General features: G+C 47.9%; 10 protein-coding genes. 1 reads left to right on the top strand and 9 read right to left on the bottom strand.

Translation table 11 applies throughout. The annotated features are described in order from the left end of the window. On the top strand, window positions 1–74 hold a 74-nt coding region (locus AC0YNZ_RS19170), incomplete at its 5' end, for an IS3 family transposase (RefSeq protein WP_412678952.1). 153 nt (window positions 75–227) lie between these two features. Here the strand turns inward: AC0YNZ_RS19170 and AC0YNZ_RS19175 are convergent. From AC0YNZ_RS19175 to AC0YNZ_RS19215, 9 genes are all read right to left on the bottom strand, one after another. Further along, window positions 228–3,905 (bottom strand): glycoside hydrolase, encoded by a 3,678-nt coding sequence (locus tag AC0YNZ_RS19175; RefSeq protein WP_475828127.1) that lies wholly within the window; start codon window positions 3,903–3,905, stop codon window positions 228–230. Between the two features lie 491 nt (window positions 3,906–4,396). Then, window positions 4,397–5,437: a LacI family DNA-binding transcriptional regulator gene (locus AC0YNZ_RS19180; protein ID WP_475828252.1), complete on the bottom strand. Its 1,041-nt coding sequence runs from the start codon at window positions 5,435–5,437 to the stop codon at window positions 4,397–4,399. A 222-nt stretch (window positions 5,438–5,659) separates the two neighbouring features. Beyond that, window positions 5,660–6,481, bottom strand: a complete 822-nt coding sequence (locus AC0YNZ_RS19185; protein WP_475828128.1) for a class I SAM-dependent methyltransferase — start codon at window positions 6,479–6,481, stop codon at window positions 5,660–5,662. A gap of 38 nt (window positions 6,482–6,519) precedes the next feature. After that, a complete protein-coding gene (locus tag AC0YNZ_RS19190; protein ID WP_475828129.1) occupies window positions 6,520–7,986 on the bottom strand; it encodes an NHL domain-containing protein in 1,467 nt (488 codons plus the stop codon). A gap of 24 nt (window positions 7,987–8,010) precedes the next feature. Then, window positions 8,011–10,494 (bottom strand): FecR family protein, encoded by a 2,484-nt coding sequence (locus tag AC0YNZ_RS19195; protein WP_475828130.1) that lies wholly within the window; start codon window positions 10,492–10,494, stop codon window positions 8,011–8,013. Then, window positions 10,491–12,254 (bottom strand): CHASE2 domain-containing protein, encoded by a 1,764-nt coding sequence (locus tag AC0YNZ_RS19200; protein WP_475828131.1) that lies wholly within the window; start codon window positions 12,252–12,254, stop codon window positions 10,491–10,493. The genes AC0YNZ_RS19195 and AC0YNZ_RS19200 overlap by 4 nt, the downstream gene beginning before the upstream one ends. Window positions 12,255–12,557: 303 nt before the next feature. Further along, window positions 12,558–14,339 carry a PAS domain S-box protein gene (locus AC0YNZ_RS19205; protein WP_475828132.1) on the bottom strand — a complete coding sequence of 594 codons (1,782 nt, stop codon included), beginning with the start codon at window positions 14,337–14,339 and terminating at the stop codon, window positions 12,558–12,560. Next, on the bottom strand, window positions 14,311–15,174 hold the full coding sequence (locus AC0YNZ_RS19210; protein WP_475828253.1) for a CheR family methyltransferase: 864 nt from the start codon (window positions 15,172–15,174) through the stop codon (window positions 14,311–14,313). The genes AC0YNZ_RS19205 and AC0YNZ_RS19210 overlap by 29 nt, the downstream gene beginning before the upstream one ends. A 13-nt stretch (window positions 15,175–15,187) precedes the next feature. Next, window positions 15,188–17,902 (bottom strand): response regulator, encoded by a 2,715-nt coding sequence (locus AC0YNZ_RS19215; protein WP_475828133.1) that lies wholly within the window; start codon window positions 17,900–17,902, stop codon window positions 15,188–15,190. Window positions 17,903–18,106 lie beyond the last annotated feature (204 nt).

Here is an 18,106-nt window from a genome sequence, read left to right on the forward strand (position 1 = left end):
TTTACAATAACGAACGGTTACAAGCAAAACTAAACGGCCTCAGTCCGATGGAATTTAGGACCAAGGCCGCTTAATTGATTTTTGTTATTTGTACTGTCTACTTGACGGGGTTCAGTTCAAAACTTCCTGTACCGCCGTTTCTTTATTTTTGCAACATTTTGTGCTTAACCGCTTCTAACACAGCTATCATTTGAATGAACGGCTAGTTTAGCGGCAAGCTCCAGCTATTACTGTTCCACCACGATGTAACTTAACATCGGTTTAGATCCGCCTGCCTTAACGACCTTCACAATTAGTTCTCCGTTGTTCACTTCAATACTATCAAATGTTTTCTCTTCCTGTTTATCGCCGATTACATAATCAGTCAGTTTCGTCTCGCCATTAATGGTCAGATTCATCTTACGGTCACTTGCTTTCCATGGATCAAAGAACCCGACTTTAACCTTGTAAGTACCATTCGGTATTTGAAAACGGTAAGCAAGGCCCTTGCCGTTCTCATTACCGTCGTATTGACGGATCGATTGGTAAGCCTCAGTAGGTGAGGTGTGAGCCCAAGTCAGTCCGCCATCGGCTTCGTACCCCCATTTTACACCTGTAATAGGGTCGCTTCCATACGGCTGTTCCTCCAACGTCTGAAGCGAGCCGAACTTCTCGCCAGACTCAAGCTGGGAAGGCGTTCCATCGCCAGCGTCCACATAGAATAGAACGTTATCCGAGCTTCCGATGGTCGTTGCTGTAATCGGTTCCGATATCGCTTCCTCTGAGCCACGCCTCGCAATCACCGTAAATAAATATGAAACGTTGCTTGCCAAACCGGTTACTATCGTTGAACCCGGATTTGCAGACAGTTCGACTGGAGTCGTGTCATCTCCAGTTAACGCCGCATATTTGATCGTATAGGATTCCGCGCCGTCAACTTCGCTGTATTTCAGCGCAACCTGCCGATCGCCTTCTTTCACCTGATAAATTTCAGGTTTAGTCATGATGCTATTCGCTTCACGGGCAACTTTAATATAAGCAAATTCCGCATCACCCCAACTATGAAGACCGGCACGTCCGCTTGTGTAGGTTGTATCCGTCACTTCAAATACCAGTTTTCCGTCTAAAAATGCCTGGATTTGCTTCCCTTTTAGACGAACCTCAAGTTGATAAAGCTCATCCAGTTTCGCAGAGAAAGGAATGGAGGGGGCCAAGTTTTGTCCGTCTCTGCGAATGAACAAATTGCCGTTCTCGAAGCCGAACATGTACCCTTTGTCATAGCTGCTGCCGCGGAAAACGATACCCCAATCCGCTCCTGCTGTCGAGTGTTTTGCTATCGCTGTTATTGTACCGTCAATCAGTTTCAGACTATTTAAGCTAATTTCACCTTGATTATCTGCACCGGAAGCGTGTTTTAACAAACCGTCCTCTATGAGCCATTTGCTAAGGTCCTGTTGATAACGTGTCATGTCGCTCGTATCAAAGTTGTCCTCTAACCGGACTTCCTCGGCTTTCGGTGTTACGATCGCCTCAGTGAATCCGGTGCCATTTCCGCCTGTTCCAATAGTGGATACACGAGCAGTTATTGGTGCACCATTGGTTAAGCCGTCCAGTTCTATTGCATTCTTATCACTCTTTATGGTAGTGATAGTTTGTGTTTCAGAGCCAATTTGAAAGGTATACCCTAATGCGCCGTTTACCGGTGTCGCTTCCAGATGTACTTTGTTATTGCCTGCAATGCCGATGATTTTCTTGGGAGCAGCAATATCGGGCATGACTTGAAACTCGGCTGATGGAGGGCTGACATGATCACCGTCAACCGCCTCCACGATCCCATAATAGGTTTCGCCATTTATCAACCCTTCAACTTGAACGGCTCCTTTAGGCGCTTCGCCTGCCTGTTTTTGATCATAACTGCCCGGCTGCAATCCGTAGCGGACTTGATACGCAGGAACACCAGTTGCAGCGTCATACTTGACCGTAAAACCTCCATCGGTACTAATGGCCGTTACACCATTCGGGGCCTGGAGTTCCGGTACTCCGTATACCCGCTTGGACGGAGGTCCAAAACCATTTTTATTGCCTCCTCGAACGGTAACATAGTACTCGGTACCATTTTCCAGATTCTGAAGAGTGATGACATCATCAGCTGCCACCGTCAGTTTGCGCTCCCGATTGCCTTTTTTCTCCCCATATGCCACTTCATATTCATACGCGCCTTTTGGAGCTGTAATTTGTATTTCCAGACCTTTATTCGTTGGTTTTACTTGAACGTTTTCCGGGGCATCCGGCTTCTTGTTCGCCTTCACCAGATCTCCGTATAACGTCACAACTGAACGAGCGGGAATAACCGTTTCAAACGTTCCATCCGCCTGAACAGGCACATTCCGGCCTTTTTCCAAATCCTTATCGGCCGAGGTAATATAAGGCTTCAGCATGAATACAGCGTCGTTCTTAGCCAATCCCGCAGCGGATAGCTTGATTCGTTTATCTTCCTCACTGTCGTTTACGAAGACAGCTGTTACCGTCTTTTCATTATCATCCTTGTAGGCAGAACCCAGCAATCCGCTCCGTGCTTCTTCATCCAATCCCGTAAGTGCGATGCGATCTGCGCCTGGACGTATGAATTTGCTGTAATTGCCTAATCCCCACAATATCTTCGAGGCGAGGATATTCTGTTCATCCCCCGCTGTTTTAAAATCCGTGTAAATCAAACCATCCTTATAATCTTCTGTGGAAACAGCTGTCCACCACTGCCACGCCGCCGCATTCGCATGTGTCAGATCGAAATGAATGGTACGGGCAACATAAAGAGCGGGGTCGATGCCTAGATCGCGTCCAGGACCATAGGAACCGAGAATGCAATATTCAGACATCCAATATTTAGCGGAAGAATCATATTTCTTCAGGTTCTCAGACAGAAGGTCTCTCAATTTACCGAGACGGTCGTCTCCCGGGTTACTATAATCAGACCAATACGAATGGGAGGCAATTTTATTCCCGATCGCTTCCTTTAGTTCCGGGTCGCCAAGCAGATCCTTAATATATTCGCGATACTTGCCGACTCCAAGGCTATTGGCGCCGCCTGAATATTGCTCTTTGTTCGCGAAGCTCTTATAGACTTCATCATCAAGCAAAGCAGTGATTTCCACTCCATCAGGCGAGCTGATTTGAGCGGATACGCCTCTTTCCTTAAGCTGACGGTAAAGCTCGAGTATGACACGCTTCATGTCGTCGTTATTATACCGATTGGCTTCCTGCCCGGCTTTATTCCAATCCCAAGTAGGCTCATTAATCGGGCTTATATAGTCGAATTCAAAGCCTTTTGACTTAAAATGCTCCAGCACATCAGTCATATAAGCAGCAAACTCGTCTTCGTATCCGTCTTTCAAGTTGGTGGAACCGACAGTGGAGTCCGGCTGTGCGTGACCGTTCTTTGTCATCCAGACAGGCGGACTATTGACGAAGGCAATCAGTGTATCGACACCCCGGTCCTTAGCTGCCTCAAGAAACCATTGTTGCCCCGCTTGCTTGCTCCAATCATAATCGCTGTCTGCCGATGATTTAAACGCTTCTGCGCGCCGCCACGGATTCGTTATAATCGCTTCATCTGTCTCCGTCGAGCCCGCTCCAATATTGAAGCGCCAACTGGACAAACCTATACCCTTATCTCTTGAGAAGAGCAGGTCGGCAACGCGTGCTTTATTCTCATCCGTCCAGTTTGCTCCGAGCTGCTCCATTGACCATGCGTCGGATGCGCCGAAGTTGTCGATCTTCTGATACTTCACTGATGCATCGATGGAGACTGCTGCATCGATCTGCTTTTTCTCTTCAGCAGCCATTTCGGCGCTCACAGCACTTCCGAATAGACCCAAACAAAGTGTGCAAGTGAGAAGTGTAGCTGTAAATTTCTTTAATGGTTTCATACGTTAATAACTGCCCCCTTACTTAAAGTGTATCAATCGAAATTTGTATATTGTTTTGATTCCAGAATGAACGAATTTACTGTAGTTACCCCTGACAAACTTTAGCAATATTAACATCTCTCCTTATAAGATTAACGATTCATTGCACCGTGTAAATTACGCCTCCTGAAAGTCTGGATGTCTTGTTTGTTCCACAAATTTAGTTCCTATGCGAAGTTACCTTCTTACTTTGATTAGCCTCACCTCCCTTCAAAATTGCATTGCAGTTTAGTTTGTAAACGATTACTAGCTGCTATAAAAGAAAGTCCCCGCAAATGTGTTTCTGCTGCATACCGCTTATCCGATTTATTGAAACCCATTTCATGAAATGGGTTTCAATAAATTCAAAAATAATACCCGCTGTTTGCGGGCTCTATTTTTTGAACTTCTCCCTTTAGTGAAAGGGGTTTCATTAATCTGAAATTAATTATATTCCCACATTCCATAAACAGTCAATATTCATTTTTTTGCGGAGCTTTCCCCGTACTCTGCCGAACAATAAGTTCAGGCTGCAGGACTGTATTTCTTTTCGCCGGTATCCCATTAATGATCTGATAAATTCTTTCTACCGCAAGCCTGCCCAGCTCATAAGTATTCTGTGTCACTGTGGTCAGCTCGGGAATAACGGCAGTGGACAACGGCGAATCATCAAAACCGACAATTGAAATATCATCCGGGATCCGCAGACCACGTTCCGTTGCTGCTTTCATTGCACCGATGGCCGTGAAATCATTCACGCAGATCACAGCCGTAGGCCTTTCCGCTCCATCCAAAAGCTTGTTCATGAGTTCACGTCCTGCTTTTATCGAAAACTCGCCATATTGAAGCCATTCTTTGCGCAAACTTAACTGATGTTCTTCCAGCTTCTTTTTGACCGCCTTCACCTTCTGATTGGTAGTCGTCATAAAGTCCAAACCGCCAATAAACGCAATATCCCTATGGCCCAGATCAATTAAATGCTGTGTCGACATAGCGGCCCCGGCTGCTTCATCGGTATAAATACGGTGTAAACCGCTTTTGGCGAGATTTCCGTTTACGAGGACAATTGGAGTCCCTTCAGCCACTTCCATTACTTCTTGCACTAATTCAGGCTGGCAGTTCGCCAGATTGATGCGGCCTCCAACAAAGATAATGCCTTCTACTCTTTTTTCACGAAAAATCGACAAATACTCCGATTCTCTGCTGTATTCGCCCGCCGTATTACATAAGAAAAAGGTGTAACCCTTCTCCCTCGCCTCATTCTCCGATCCCCAGAACACTTCCGGGAAGAACGGATTCGTAATATCAGGCACAATCATGGCGATTGTGCCTGATTCCTTTTTGATTAAGCCTCTAGCCATAGCATTCGGTTGAAATTTATATTTTTCAATAATTTTCATTATGGTTTCTTTCGTACTGGCCTTGACGGGCGCCGTACTGTTTAAGACCCGTGAAACCGTCGATACCGAAACATCCGCTTCTTTCGCGATATCGTAAATCGTTATGTTTTTCATCATGATCCACCCTTGACGTTGTTTCTTGTTTCCATGATAACAGATGATGGAAATTTATGAAACCCATTTCATAAGAGCCAATTCCGCTTACCATATTCCGATTCTTTCCTAGAATCGTCCCCGCTTGTTTTTAGCGCTATTTTTAAAATAACAAAAAAACAAGCAGCCTTTGCCTAATTAGCGCTGGCTGCCTGCTTGTTTAATCCGTCTTGAGCTCCCTTATCACTTCACGCCCAGCCTCATCCGGTAGCTGAACATCACATCCAGCGTTCTTCCCGCAAAATAGTGCTCCACGCTGCTGCGGAACGATTGAAGCGGCTTGTCCAGCTCCGACGAGCCAAGCTTGAACACAGCCTGAACGCCGCCTTGGCTGAGTGCCAAACCGATATAGCGCTCTGCATCGCATGACTCCATATTATGAAATACGATTTCTTTCGAGAAACGAAATAGGCCGCTTTCTCTAATTCGGGTTAGATGCTGTTCCTTATCCCGTTTGCTTGCCCTGTTTTTCTCGGCAATATACTTGGCAATGATCGCCTCGGACCGGTCGATAAGCTGCTTGTACTCCATCTCAACGTTCCAATGCAGTGTTGGCGGCCAGTCGCAATCATACGCCGCGAATAGCCCTTCCGGTTGCAGAACGCGGGCAAATTCACGCAGCGTGCTGACAGGCTCCATCCAATGAAAGGATTGTGAACAAGTCACAACATCCACGCTCTCCGCATCCAGGGCAAGCTTGTCAGAATAGCCTTTGACAAAAGAAATGTGCCCGGCATCCGTCAGCTCAGACAAACGGGCAATCGCCTTGCTTCTCATATCGTCGTTTGGCTCAATGCCGATGATCCGCTGGGCATGCTTATTCCAGACAAAGGTGGACAAGCCGGTGCCGCAGCCGACATCAGCCACAACGCTTGGCGTCCTGCCCAAGTAGCCGGTCAAAATATCGACAACCGCAGTCGGGGCTTTCGGCCGATACTGATCATAATCATTTTCGAATCCGGAGAAACGGTCTACGTTATTTTGCAAATGGCTTCCTAAAGTCATTTTACAGCCTCCGTTCCAAGAATAAATTGCTGGGCTTGTTATGGCCCGCTGCTTATAATAATAGCATTGAACTCGTCGTCGTGAGCTATTAGGAATGATGCCGCGTCCTCTAAATAAACGGCCTCCACGTACATGACACCTTTGTTCAGAACGACTGTACGCTTTGCATTAGCTTTGAGCGTAAGCTTCCAGCCCTTCTTGGCTAAGCGCACCTCCTTCTTGACAGCATTCCACTTGATTTCCGCCCCCCACGTTTCAAACAAAGCTCTGACAGGAAGATACGTTCTGTCTCCGCTTTTATATGGTTTCTGCGCAGCAGCAAACTTCACCTGCTTGCCTTCCAGCCAAACTTGAACATCCTTGCCCGCTGGCAGCAGCTCCGTACCGGCAATTAACTCCTCTCTTGTGCTATTCGGCTTAAGCGACTTCGGATCAACCTCAAGCATCTTCACGCTGTTGTTCATCGTATCCGCAACGTACAGCTTACCCGCCGTATAGAGCAAGGAGGACGGCTGATTAAATTGTGCGATATCAACCGCACCAACCGTATCGCCCGGTGCGCTCCGGCCCGCAATCGCAATCACTTTCCCATTAGCTTGTAAAGCGCGGATCCGGTTGTTCAGGCTGTCAGCAATAAATAATACGCCATCGGCATAAGCAAGCCCGCGGGGCCGGTTAAACCGCGCATCGCCTCCCGAACCGTTTGCGTAGCCGCCTGCCATATATCCGGTAAGCGCATCGGCGGCTGTCGGCTTGCCGGCAATTGTCGTCACTTTGCCCTCATGAATATAACGAATTAAATGATTGCCGCTGTCCGCAACATACAAACCGCCCTTCTCATCGAACGCAAGTCCCATCGGCTCGTTAAAAAGCGCTTCAGCTGCGCTGCCGTCCTTGTACCCGCCCGTTTCGCCAGCCGCCCCGGCAAAGGTAGACGTAATACCCTCCGGCGTAATTTTGCGGATGACATGGTTTAACGAATCGGCAACATAGACATTGTCATCGGCATCCAGCGCGAGACCGGTCGGAGCGTTAAACTGCGCCTCTCCGAATTTACCGTTTTTATTGCCCGCAATGCCGTTTCCGGCAGCCGTGTACACCCGCTCATTAACGATTCTGCGCACAACATGATTATCCGTATCGCTGACATAAATAACACCCTTGCTGTTCACGACCGAATAAGTCGGATGATAAAAGCTTGAGGCCGCGGTCGTACCATCAAAGTAACCCGGCTTAGTCTGAATCGTTACGGGCGTTAGCCGCCCATTTTGCCACTTGCTAATTTGGTTGCTTTCCGAGCCGACGACAACGATGCCGCCATCCGGCGAAGCAGCCAGCCCCCATGGCTGATTGACTTTGCCGAACACTTTCACCATTACCGCAGCGCTGTCTTCCGCCGTCATTTCAGATGACCCTTCCGCTGCCGCGTATACCGTTAAGTTAGCCGCAGTAAGCGCCGCTGCAAGCGCCGCGCCTGCCGCCAGCAATCGAAATCTGCTTTTCACATGACTGCCCCTTTCGCTGTTTGATCATTGAAGTGGTGAATAGACCGTGATTTCTATGTAAAGCACATCTATTTCCTCTCCGTTTTTCAAGATTGGTATAATGAGCCAATACGGCAATAACGATGCATCTTGATTACTAAAATAAACTCCTTTGAGCGTCAGCTTCATTACATGCCCAGCCTTGGCGATCCCATACCCATTCTCTAACTCAGAAGGAGACTCATAACCGCTGCAAGAGTTATCGCCCCCATAACAAGCCTGAAGCAAAATTAAATCTCCTATTTCATTCCCGCGGCTATTAATCATAATTTCTACGTCATCCGATACGGGTGACTTATGAATGAATTTAACAGTGTTCTTTGAAAGCTCAGACCGATACATGTAGTTAAAAAATTGCGATGCTTCTTGCCTGTCATTGTTATCTGCATTGAGCAGCATATTTGGTTTTACATGTACGTATACCAGCGAGCCGTATTCAACAGCATCCCCCAATGTAACAATGAGCTGCGCTTTATCATTATCATCAATGGCTGCATTCAAAATATTAACATCATAAATCGGCGGATAAGCCGTGCCGCCGCCTGTCAAAACTGGAACTTCAGTCCGAGTGTTATAGACACTGACAGCTATAAAATCTTCCAGATTGGACGGAAGCGGAGACAGCATCAGATTCGTGCTAAATGGCAGTATTAAGGTATGATCATCCGTCATATGCGCCTGGGAACTCAGCGCGACAGGAGGATTAAACCGCCTTACGTTTATTTGAATGTCTACATGACCATCAATCTCGAGGCCGTTATCATCTTTAAAGTTAACGCGCACTTGGTACAAAGCTGGTTCGAATCTTTTAAAATAGGAGGTATTCAGGCTGACTTCCGCTTTATTCTCAATCATGCTTAATAATAAAATCCCATTCACATTATGGATAACGTTTGGATGGCATTCTGATGCTTCTTCGCTTCCTGCTTGCGTTTTCTCTCCTTCGTTCCCATCGTCGGGACAAACTTTGGTTATCGTAATGTCAGGCGAGTTATCCATTTCTGGAACTAGCGGTATATGGTAGCCAAGCGTGGAAAACGATAGATTCTGGTAGCTGTCCGCCGCATCGGCCTCATGTATAAACTCAAGCGGTATCGTTTCCCGGTCAAACTTAAACGTAAATCCTTGGCCTGCACGCTCGCTTGACGTTACCTGGTCCTCGGTTTGAATATCGTTTGTTTCCGCACTTTTCAATTTGTCCGCTCGAACCGTTAAGCGGATTTTAGAGCCATACGGAACGGCCTGCGATAATGTAACAACTAACCGATTGGAATGGTGAAGATCACGTTTAACCGTCTCAACCATACTTTTGCTTTCAATGAATGCGCCCGCAGCTTCCTGATACACCTCAAATTTAACGACCTGCGAGCCATCGGCAGGGAACGCCGTATTTACGCCATTGTAAGCAAGTGTTGTCGTAAACGGCAAAACAAAATTTTTATCATTTATTATGTATGAGCCAAGATTGCCGTAAAAGGCTGCGACGTCTAATTCAGGCGGCTTTGGAATAGGCGTCGCCGTTGGCATTGCTGTTGGTGTCGGTGTTGCTGTCGGTGTCGCTGTTGGCGTTGCTGTCGGTGTCGGTGTTGCTGTCGGTGTCGCTGTTGGCGTTGCTGTCGGTGTCGGTGTCGCCGTTGGCGTTGCTGTCGGTGTCACGGAATTGCCGCCATCGCCCGATTGTCCCTCTTGATCCTCGTATATGATGCTGGAGTTGGTTTGCGAGCTTCCGTTATTGTTAGAAGCTTCTGCAGATTCCGCCTCTGTTTTCGTTTCGATTACTTGTTTTACTTGATTAATTAAATTTTTGTCGGCATCAGGCTCCTTCTCCAACAGCTGAAGATAATGCTTCAAGCCCACAAGCGGGAGGTCGCGATAATCGAGATTTTCTTTACCGCCTGTTCCCTCTTCATTCAATTGCAGCTGCTCGTTAGGTGTAACGATTGTCTCGTCCTGCAGCCCTTCGCCATAGTTGGTCTTCACAGCGCCTTCAAACACGCCGACGTAGCTTTTTTCATTTTCATATCTAACGGTAAACTCCGTCCCCATAACGCCCATAATCGCGGTCGGCGTCTCGATCTCAAATCTGGAGTCTCCGTCCAGCTTCTTCTTAATGGAAACGAGCACCTTGCCCTTCAGCAGACTGAGGCTTGTCTTCCCGCCCAGCGCCTTGGCGCTCTTAACCAGCTCACTGACGACAAGCGTCGTATTGGTGCCGATCGTCACCTCTTTGTCGCTATCCAAATCCATCTTAACCTTGCCGTCGCTGCCGGTCATAATGGTGTCGCCTTGCGTGATGGCCATCCCTTTAAAAGCATTAAACTTTTTGGAGCCGCCGCCTTTTTTCACTTCCGCTTTGCCGGTAACGGCCGTCAATTTGCCCGCTTTGTCCGTATCCTTCGCAAAGACGGAAGTCGGCAAAATGAGCGCCATGACAAGCAGGGTGACGAAAAACAGCTTTAAAGTCTTCATTTTAACCCCTCCAATTCATAAATAGAAATGCCCTGCTCTTTCCCTTTCACCTTGATCTCGCCAAGAGAAGCGGCCTTGATACGATCCTTAACCGCCTGATAAACCGCATCGCTCAAAATAATTTGCCCCGGCTTCGCATTGCTCTCCAGCCTTGCAGCCGTATTCACGGTGTCGCCGATTGCGGTATAGTCCATCCGGCTCTTCGAGCCAATGTTGCCGAAGACGGCCGGACCTGTATGAATGCCAAGGCCGAACTTAACGCCAAAGCCGAACCGTTCGACCAGCTTGCGCTCGAGCGCAGCCGAGCCTTCCTTCATCGCCCAAGCCGCCTCCACAGCCCGCATAGGATGATCCTTCAGAAGCAGCGGCGCGTTAAAAATCGCCATCGCCGCATCCCCGATAAACTTGTCCAGCGTCCCGTCGTGCTTAAAGATGCAGTTAGCTGCAAGATCGAGATACTCATTCAATATTTCTACGATTTCCTCCGGCTCCGCCCGCTCCGAGAGCGGCGTAAAGCCGCGGATATCAACGAACAAAACGGTCAACTCACGGCGTGTTCCGCCAAGCTTCAAGCCTTCCTCGCCATTTTTCAAAATCTGGTTCACAACCTCCGGAGCAACGTACCTGCCGAATATGTCCGTCACTCTGCGCCGCTCCAGCAGCTCCTCCATATAATGAAAGCTAACGACGACGATACAGCTGACGATGAGTAACGGAACCGCATAACCAATCGAGATGATTAGTCCATGGCCGTACAGATAGCTGCTCCCTAATATAAACGATGCAATGATTGCCGCAACGGCCATGAAGGAAATAACCATGTTCCACTTTCGAAACAGGAAGCAGGCAAGCGCCGCCGCTAGCAGCATAATAAGCGCATTCCATTTCCAGTCAAGCTCATGTTTGAGATCCCCTTCGAGCAGCGCCTGAATGATATTTGCATGTATCTCCACCCCATACATCGGACTCTTCACCTGCAGCGGCGTAAGGTAATCATCCTTAAATCCCGTTGCGTAAGGGCCGACCAGCACGATTCTATCCTTAAAATAATCCGCTGGCACCTCGCCGCTAAGTACAGCGGAATACGGGATGGCCTCATACTGTCCAGGCCGTCCCGTATATGGGATGTGGAACCGGCCAAACGAGTCGAGCGGAAGCATATCCTCATTTACGGCCTTGCCCATACGTTCCATGAACATCCGGTAAACAACCCAAGAAAAGCTCTCCACCCGCTCGCCTTTATCCGTAAAGCTGTATAAGGAATTACGCACGACGCGATCGCGATCCGGTATCGTGTTGATGTGCCCGACCGCTGCGGCCGCTTCCTTAAGCGCCGGGAATGGCTCTGACATGTCCAGCGCTTCAATCGCGCCTTGCTTCGCAGATGGAGCGAACGTTCCATACACAGGCATGACAACATTGCCCGCATTCGCTACTGCGGCGACCAGCGCCTCATCCGATGATGTGTCGTCTGCCGAGGGTACGGGAAAGGTTACATCCAACGCAATAACCGCAGGCTTCCCTTCGGCGAGCATATCGATAAGCTGGGCATGAACGCTGCGATTCCAAGGCCAGCTTCCAAATTCGTTTACGCTTTCGTCATCGATGGCGATTATAGCGATCCGGGTATCCGCAGCGCTCTCCTTCTGCATAAACCGGTCCTGGAAAAAATAGTCCATCGTATCGAGCGCCCCTCTATACATGAGGAACACGGCCACGGCCGTCAGCAAAGCAATCATATGTATAAGCTTAATTCGCACAATATCCCCCTATTCACTTTCTATTTTGCTTCACAGGCCATTAGACCTATCATTATAAAAATTAGTTCTTAAGTTATATGCGTCTATTATATATGAAAAGTGAAAATAGTAGATAGTTGTCGAACTATATCTATTAATGTTAACAAAAAAATATTTTACATGTTTTTCGGAGTGACTGAATCAATGATTAAAAAGACGCCGCGCGTCCCAGTTTTTGGGATGCGCGGCGTCTTTAACATTTCATCATTCGGTATAGACGATTCCCTGCGAATAATCTTAAACGTAACACAAGCCCTCTCTTCTCTATTTCATTAAGGGATGCAGTCTGAAGTGCACAAGAAAGATCGTTCCCTGCTCGCTTGTCTTAACCTTTATGACCGCATCATGCCGCTTAGCAATACCATAGCAGACGGATAAGCCGAGCCCGGTTCCGTTTGTTTTTGTACTGAAGAACGGAGTACCCAGCTTCTGGATCAGCTCCTCCTTGATTCCGCAGCCTTGGTCCTGTACCTCTAAGATTACCTCATTTCCCTCCTTATAGGTTCTGATCGTTAACGTTCCACCGGATGGCATCGCGTCCAAGCCATTCAGCACCAAATTCAGCAGCAGCTGGCGAATTTCTTTCTCATCCAATTGCAGGGAAGGGCATTGTCCTAGTTCAAGTCGGATATCATGATTAGCACATAACGCCTTTGAATGAATTAACGGAAACAGCACCTCGATTACGGCATTCAGCTGTTTCACTTTACGATTGGTCGGGTTCGTGTTGGCAACGGCGAGGAACTCCGTCACGATATTATGCGCCCTGTCCAGCTCCTCAATCATAATATCCGTATGTTCCGAGGACGGACGGCTTTTGGACAATTGCAAAAACCCCCTTACCGTCGTCATTGGATTGCGGATTTCATGCACAATGCCGGCGGCCATTTCTCCCGTCAAATTCAAGCGATCCAGCCGGACCATCTCCTTCTCAAAAAGCAGCTGGTCCGTAATGTCGGTTATGACGCTGAGCAAGCAAGGCTCGCCGTGGATGTGCATCAATTCGGTTGACAGTAAACCTTCCCGCATATCGCCGGATTTCGTCATATAGCTAATCCTCACATTTTTAGACGGCTTTTGCAGTTCGGACATCTCTTCTGATATCCCCGACTCATTTGAATCGAAAATATAGGAGAGGACGTCCTCCGTTTGGTTGATGACCTCGTCTTGACGATAGCCGACCATGTTCAACAGGCTTTTATTCACATTGATGTATCTACGGTCCTTCAGCGATCTAAGGGAAACTAAGCTTGGCATCGCATCGAAAATTTTACGGAAGCGTTCCTCCTCCATTATCTTGCGCTCAGTCACATCGCGGATGGAAAAGACGACAATACGCCGATCCTCAATGCTGGCTTCACCGACTTGGACATCGCACGGGAACCGGCCTTCGTCCTTTCGCAAGCCGGTGGTCTCCATTAACGCTTTCCCGTCTGAAAAACAGGAAAACAAGGCCGGTACAAGCCTGTCGATGTGATACCCTATCAAATCCTCGGGGAGATAGCCGAACATAGTTGCCGCTGCTGGGCTGACCGTCAGCATCGCACCTTCCTCGTCGGTCGTCACAATCGTATCGCTGGACGTTTCACCGATCGCCTTCAGCAATTCGTTCTGGAGTTTAATTTGCTCCTGATATTGGTGCATTTTCACGAACGCTTCGATCTTCATTTTTAAGGTTTCCGGATGGAACGGCTTGAAAATATAGTCGATTGCGCCGACGGTGTAGCCATGCTTGACATGCTCCACAGCCTGGCTGATCGCGGTTATAAAAATAATTGGGATTTGCTTTGATTTTTCTCGCGATTTTATCAGGCTTGCCGTTTGAAAACCGTTTAGACCCGGCATTTGCACATCGAGCAGTATGACCGCAAAATTCTCGGACAGGACATGCCTTAATGCTTCCTCGCCGGAGTTTGCGCTAAACAAGCGATAGTTGGGAGAATCCAGCAGCGCTTCGAGAGCGATCAAATTTTCAGGACGGTCATCGACGAGTAGAATATTTACTTTTTGAACGCCGCTACTTGATTTTCCGATAAAGCTTTTCATTCGTATCCATCTCCTCATAACACTCGGTTTGACTCGTAAAGGCTATACTTTCTTTATTCCCCAGCCCCAAAAATCCGGACATGACCAAGCTTTCGTAGAACAAATCATGGACACGGTTGAGCAGTATTTTATTAAAATAAATCATGACGTTGCGGCAAATGATTACATGAAATTCATTAAAAGACCCGTCGACTGCCAGATTATGCGGGGCAAAAATAATATTTTCCTTCAAGAAAGGATGAAAAACAGCGCGTTCGTTTTTTACCGTGTAATATTCGCAAAAGGCTTTTTTTCCACCGGCATTCACATAATTTTTCGTGTAGGTTTGCATTTTCTCGAGAGGGAAAGCGCCAACTTTCGCTGCTTCCACTACATCCTCATTCATGTCCGTGGCATAAATTCTGGTCTTGTCATGAAGTCCTTCCTCGTACAAAAGGATAGCCATCGAGTAGGCCTCTTCGCCTGTCGAGCAGCCCGCGTGCCAAATCCGGATCTTTGGATAGTTTTTGAGCAGCGGTACGATTTTTTTGCGGAAATTCATAAAAAAGCTCGGGTCACGGAACATTTCTGTCACATTGATGGAGAAATCCGCGAGCAGCTTCTTCAACATCCGGCGATCATGCAGGACCTTCTCCTGCAGGCCGGATACGGTCGTTAAATTTTCGGCATAGATACGGTACCAAATTCGGCGGCGAATAGATGGGGACACATAGTTGCGGAAATCACATCCATAATGCCGGTAAAGGGCCTCCAGAAATAGCTCGATTTCAATCTTCTCCAGATCGTCGACTTCTTCCGGTTCACTCATCAGCATTCTATCAAAAGGTTCATTCATCATAGTCATTTCACTACCCCACCTGTCTGTACAGCCAAACCTGTATTAACGAGAAAAGCTGGTCCAAGCTCACAGGTTTGCTTATGTAGTCCGAGGCTCCAGCCTCCAAGCATTTCTCTTTATCTTCTTTCATAGCCTTCGCCGTAAGCGCGATGATGGGCAAGAGCTGATACTTCGGCATTTGCCGGAGGGTACGCATCGCTTCATAGCCGTCCATTTCCGGCAGCATAATATCCATAAGGATGAGGTCGATATCCGGATTTTCTTGCAGAACCCGTATGCCATCCTTGCCGTTCTCAGCAAACACCACCTTCATTCTCTTGCTTTCCAAAGCGGTAGTGATCGCAAAGATATTACGCATATCGTCATCAACGATTAACACTTTCTTGCCGGTGAATAGCGCCTCCTCATGCGGCAGCGCCGGTATCTGCCGTTCCGTCTCGGAGAAATCCGCGTGAGCGGCCGCGGCCTCTTCATGATAAATATGAACCTCCGGCTGCACGTCCGCTCCCTTGCCCGGCAGCAGCAGCGTGAATGTGCTTCCTTTTCCTTTAACACTGTTGACTGCAATGACGCCGCCTAACAAATGAGCCAGCTCACGGCATATCGAAAGCCCCAGTCCCGTACCGCCGTATTTTCGGCTTGTCGTTCCATCTTCTTGCTGAAACGCTTGGAAGATCAGGCTCTGCTTCTCCCATGGAATGCCGATACCTGTATCGGTAACCGAAAACGCGACAGCCGATTCCAAATGGATTTGTTCACTATGATCCGCTAATGACTCTTTGTCTGCGTGATGGATACGAAGCGCCACTTCGCCGTGTTCGGTAAATTTAAAAGCATTGACCAGTAAATTCCTCAGTATTTGCATTAATCGATGGGTATCCGTACAAATGGTGGCCGGCAGGCCGTCCTCTATTTCTGTCGTGAATTTCAAGCCCCGCTGATCCGCAACCTGGATAAATTCAAGCTCCGCAAAATCACAAATATACGTTAAACTGACTTCATCGGGAACGATCTCGATTTTTCCGGACTCGACCTTGGATAAATCCAAGATGTCATTGATTAAATGCAGCAGGTCATTTCCCGATGAATGGATCGTTTCGGCGAATTTCACTTGATTCTCCTTTAAGTTGCCTTCGGAATTACCCGCAAGCAGGCCGGAGAGAATCAATAAGCTGTTAAGCGGCGTTCGCAGCTCATGGGACATGTTAGCCAGAAACTCCGATTTATACTGGGAGCTGAGAGCAAGCTGACCGGCCTTTTCCTCCAGCTCCAATTTCGTTTGCTGCAGCTCCTTGGTCTTTTGCTCGGAGTTTTTGTACTGATCCTCCAGCTGTCCGTTGATCCTCCTGAGCTCCTCCTGCTGAAGGCGCAGCTCCTCGGACTGATTCTGCAGCTCTTCCGTCAGAGCCTGCGATTCTTGCAGAAGCTTCTCCACCTGCATGCGTCCCGCGATGCTGTTAATCGTAATCCCGACATGCTTTAGAACCTGCTGTAATAAGATTTGCTGGGTTGGGCTGATCTTCGTAAAGGAGGCAAGCTCAATGACCGCTATGACCTGCCCTTCAAACTCAACCGGCATGATCATCAGATTCGACGGCGCTGCCGAGCCGGTACCGGAAACAATTTGGTGATAATGCTCCGGAATATCGGTTAGCACGATCGTCCTGTTCTCTAAGGCGCATTGCCCCACAAGCCCTTCTCCAAAAAGAAAGCCCTCGAGGCCGGCATGCTGGCGATTATTCGCATAGCCGGCAAGCATGTGAAGACGCTGCCGTTCCCCGGTGCCCTGTTTGATATAGAACACACCGCAACTTGCCCCGGTCATCGGCGTAATCTTGGTAATGAAAAGGTGCGCCAACAATTCCAAATCATGAATCCCCTGAAACATCGTGGCCATTTCGGCGATGTTGGTGTCGAGCCAGCTCTTTTCCTGCTCATGAATGGAATAGGCTTCGATCGCGGCCGCCATCTTATTAAAGGAATGTGCGATTTCCCCAATTTCATCTTGAGAACGGACCTCGATCCGAGGCAATTTTGTTCTTGAGCCGGAGTCTGAAGTCACACCTGCCATAATTCTCGTGATTTTAGACAAATTACCCGTGATGTGCCGCGATAGGAGCAGCCCGATTGACAGGGTCAAAATAAAGGCCGCAATGCTTAATAGATTGGTGGCTTCATTGACTTGATTGACCATTTCCGTATTGTTTTTCGTTCCTTCGCTCAGTATCTGCTGCTGGGTATCCATAATGGATTTAGCCAGCGGCCCCAGCTGGGTACCCACAGGTAAAACATTCGTTTTGAAATAATTTAATGCTTCCTCCTGATCCCGGTTCTCCTCGTAAATAGTGAGCAAATGCTCATATCTCTCCTTGAACTGCCGGTTAAGTATCTCGAGCTTTCTCACCGATTCTTTACTTTCCGGTTGGGTCACAAGGCTTTCCGTCCGTGTAATCCGTTCATTTAATTGTTCATTCGCCGATTCAAAATCATCTATAAATGCCGGGCTTTTCGTCAACAAATAACCCCGCAAACCGTTGGTTTGCTGAAGGGACAGAACCTGTATATCCTTGGTTGCATTTAGAATCGTGACCCGCCGGTTGATTAAATCCGAATACGAATCGTTTATTTTGTCCATGAAGTAATGAGAGATTCCGATTGCCCCGCCGAGCAAAACGGCCGCTGTTAAAAACCCTGTAACTATTTTTTTCCCGATCGTAAATCTCATTTGTACACCGCCATTATCCTCTTTTGTGGTGTGGCTCCCTCGCATTCTTCCTTATGATGAAAAAAAAATGTCCCTATCCAATGGGATAGAGACATCGTTGTCTTCGTAAAGGGCGCCGTTGCCTTGCTGATATTCAACCTGTTCCTATCATATCTCAGGCCATTTTCTTTGACAAAGCGCCAAATCGGGGGAAATCCGCACGGA

Source organism: Paenibacillus sp. J2L1-98 (assembly GCF_056269405.1).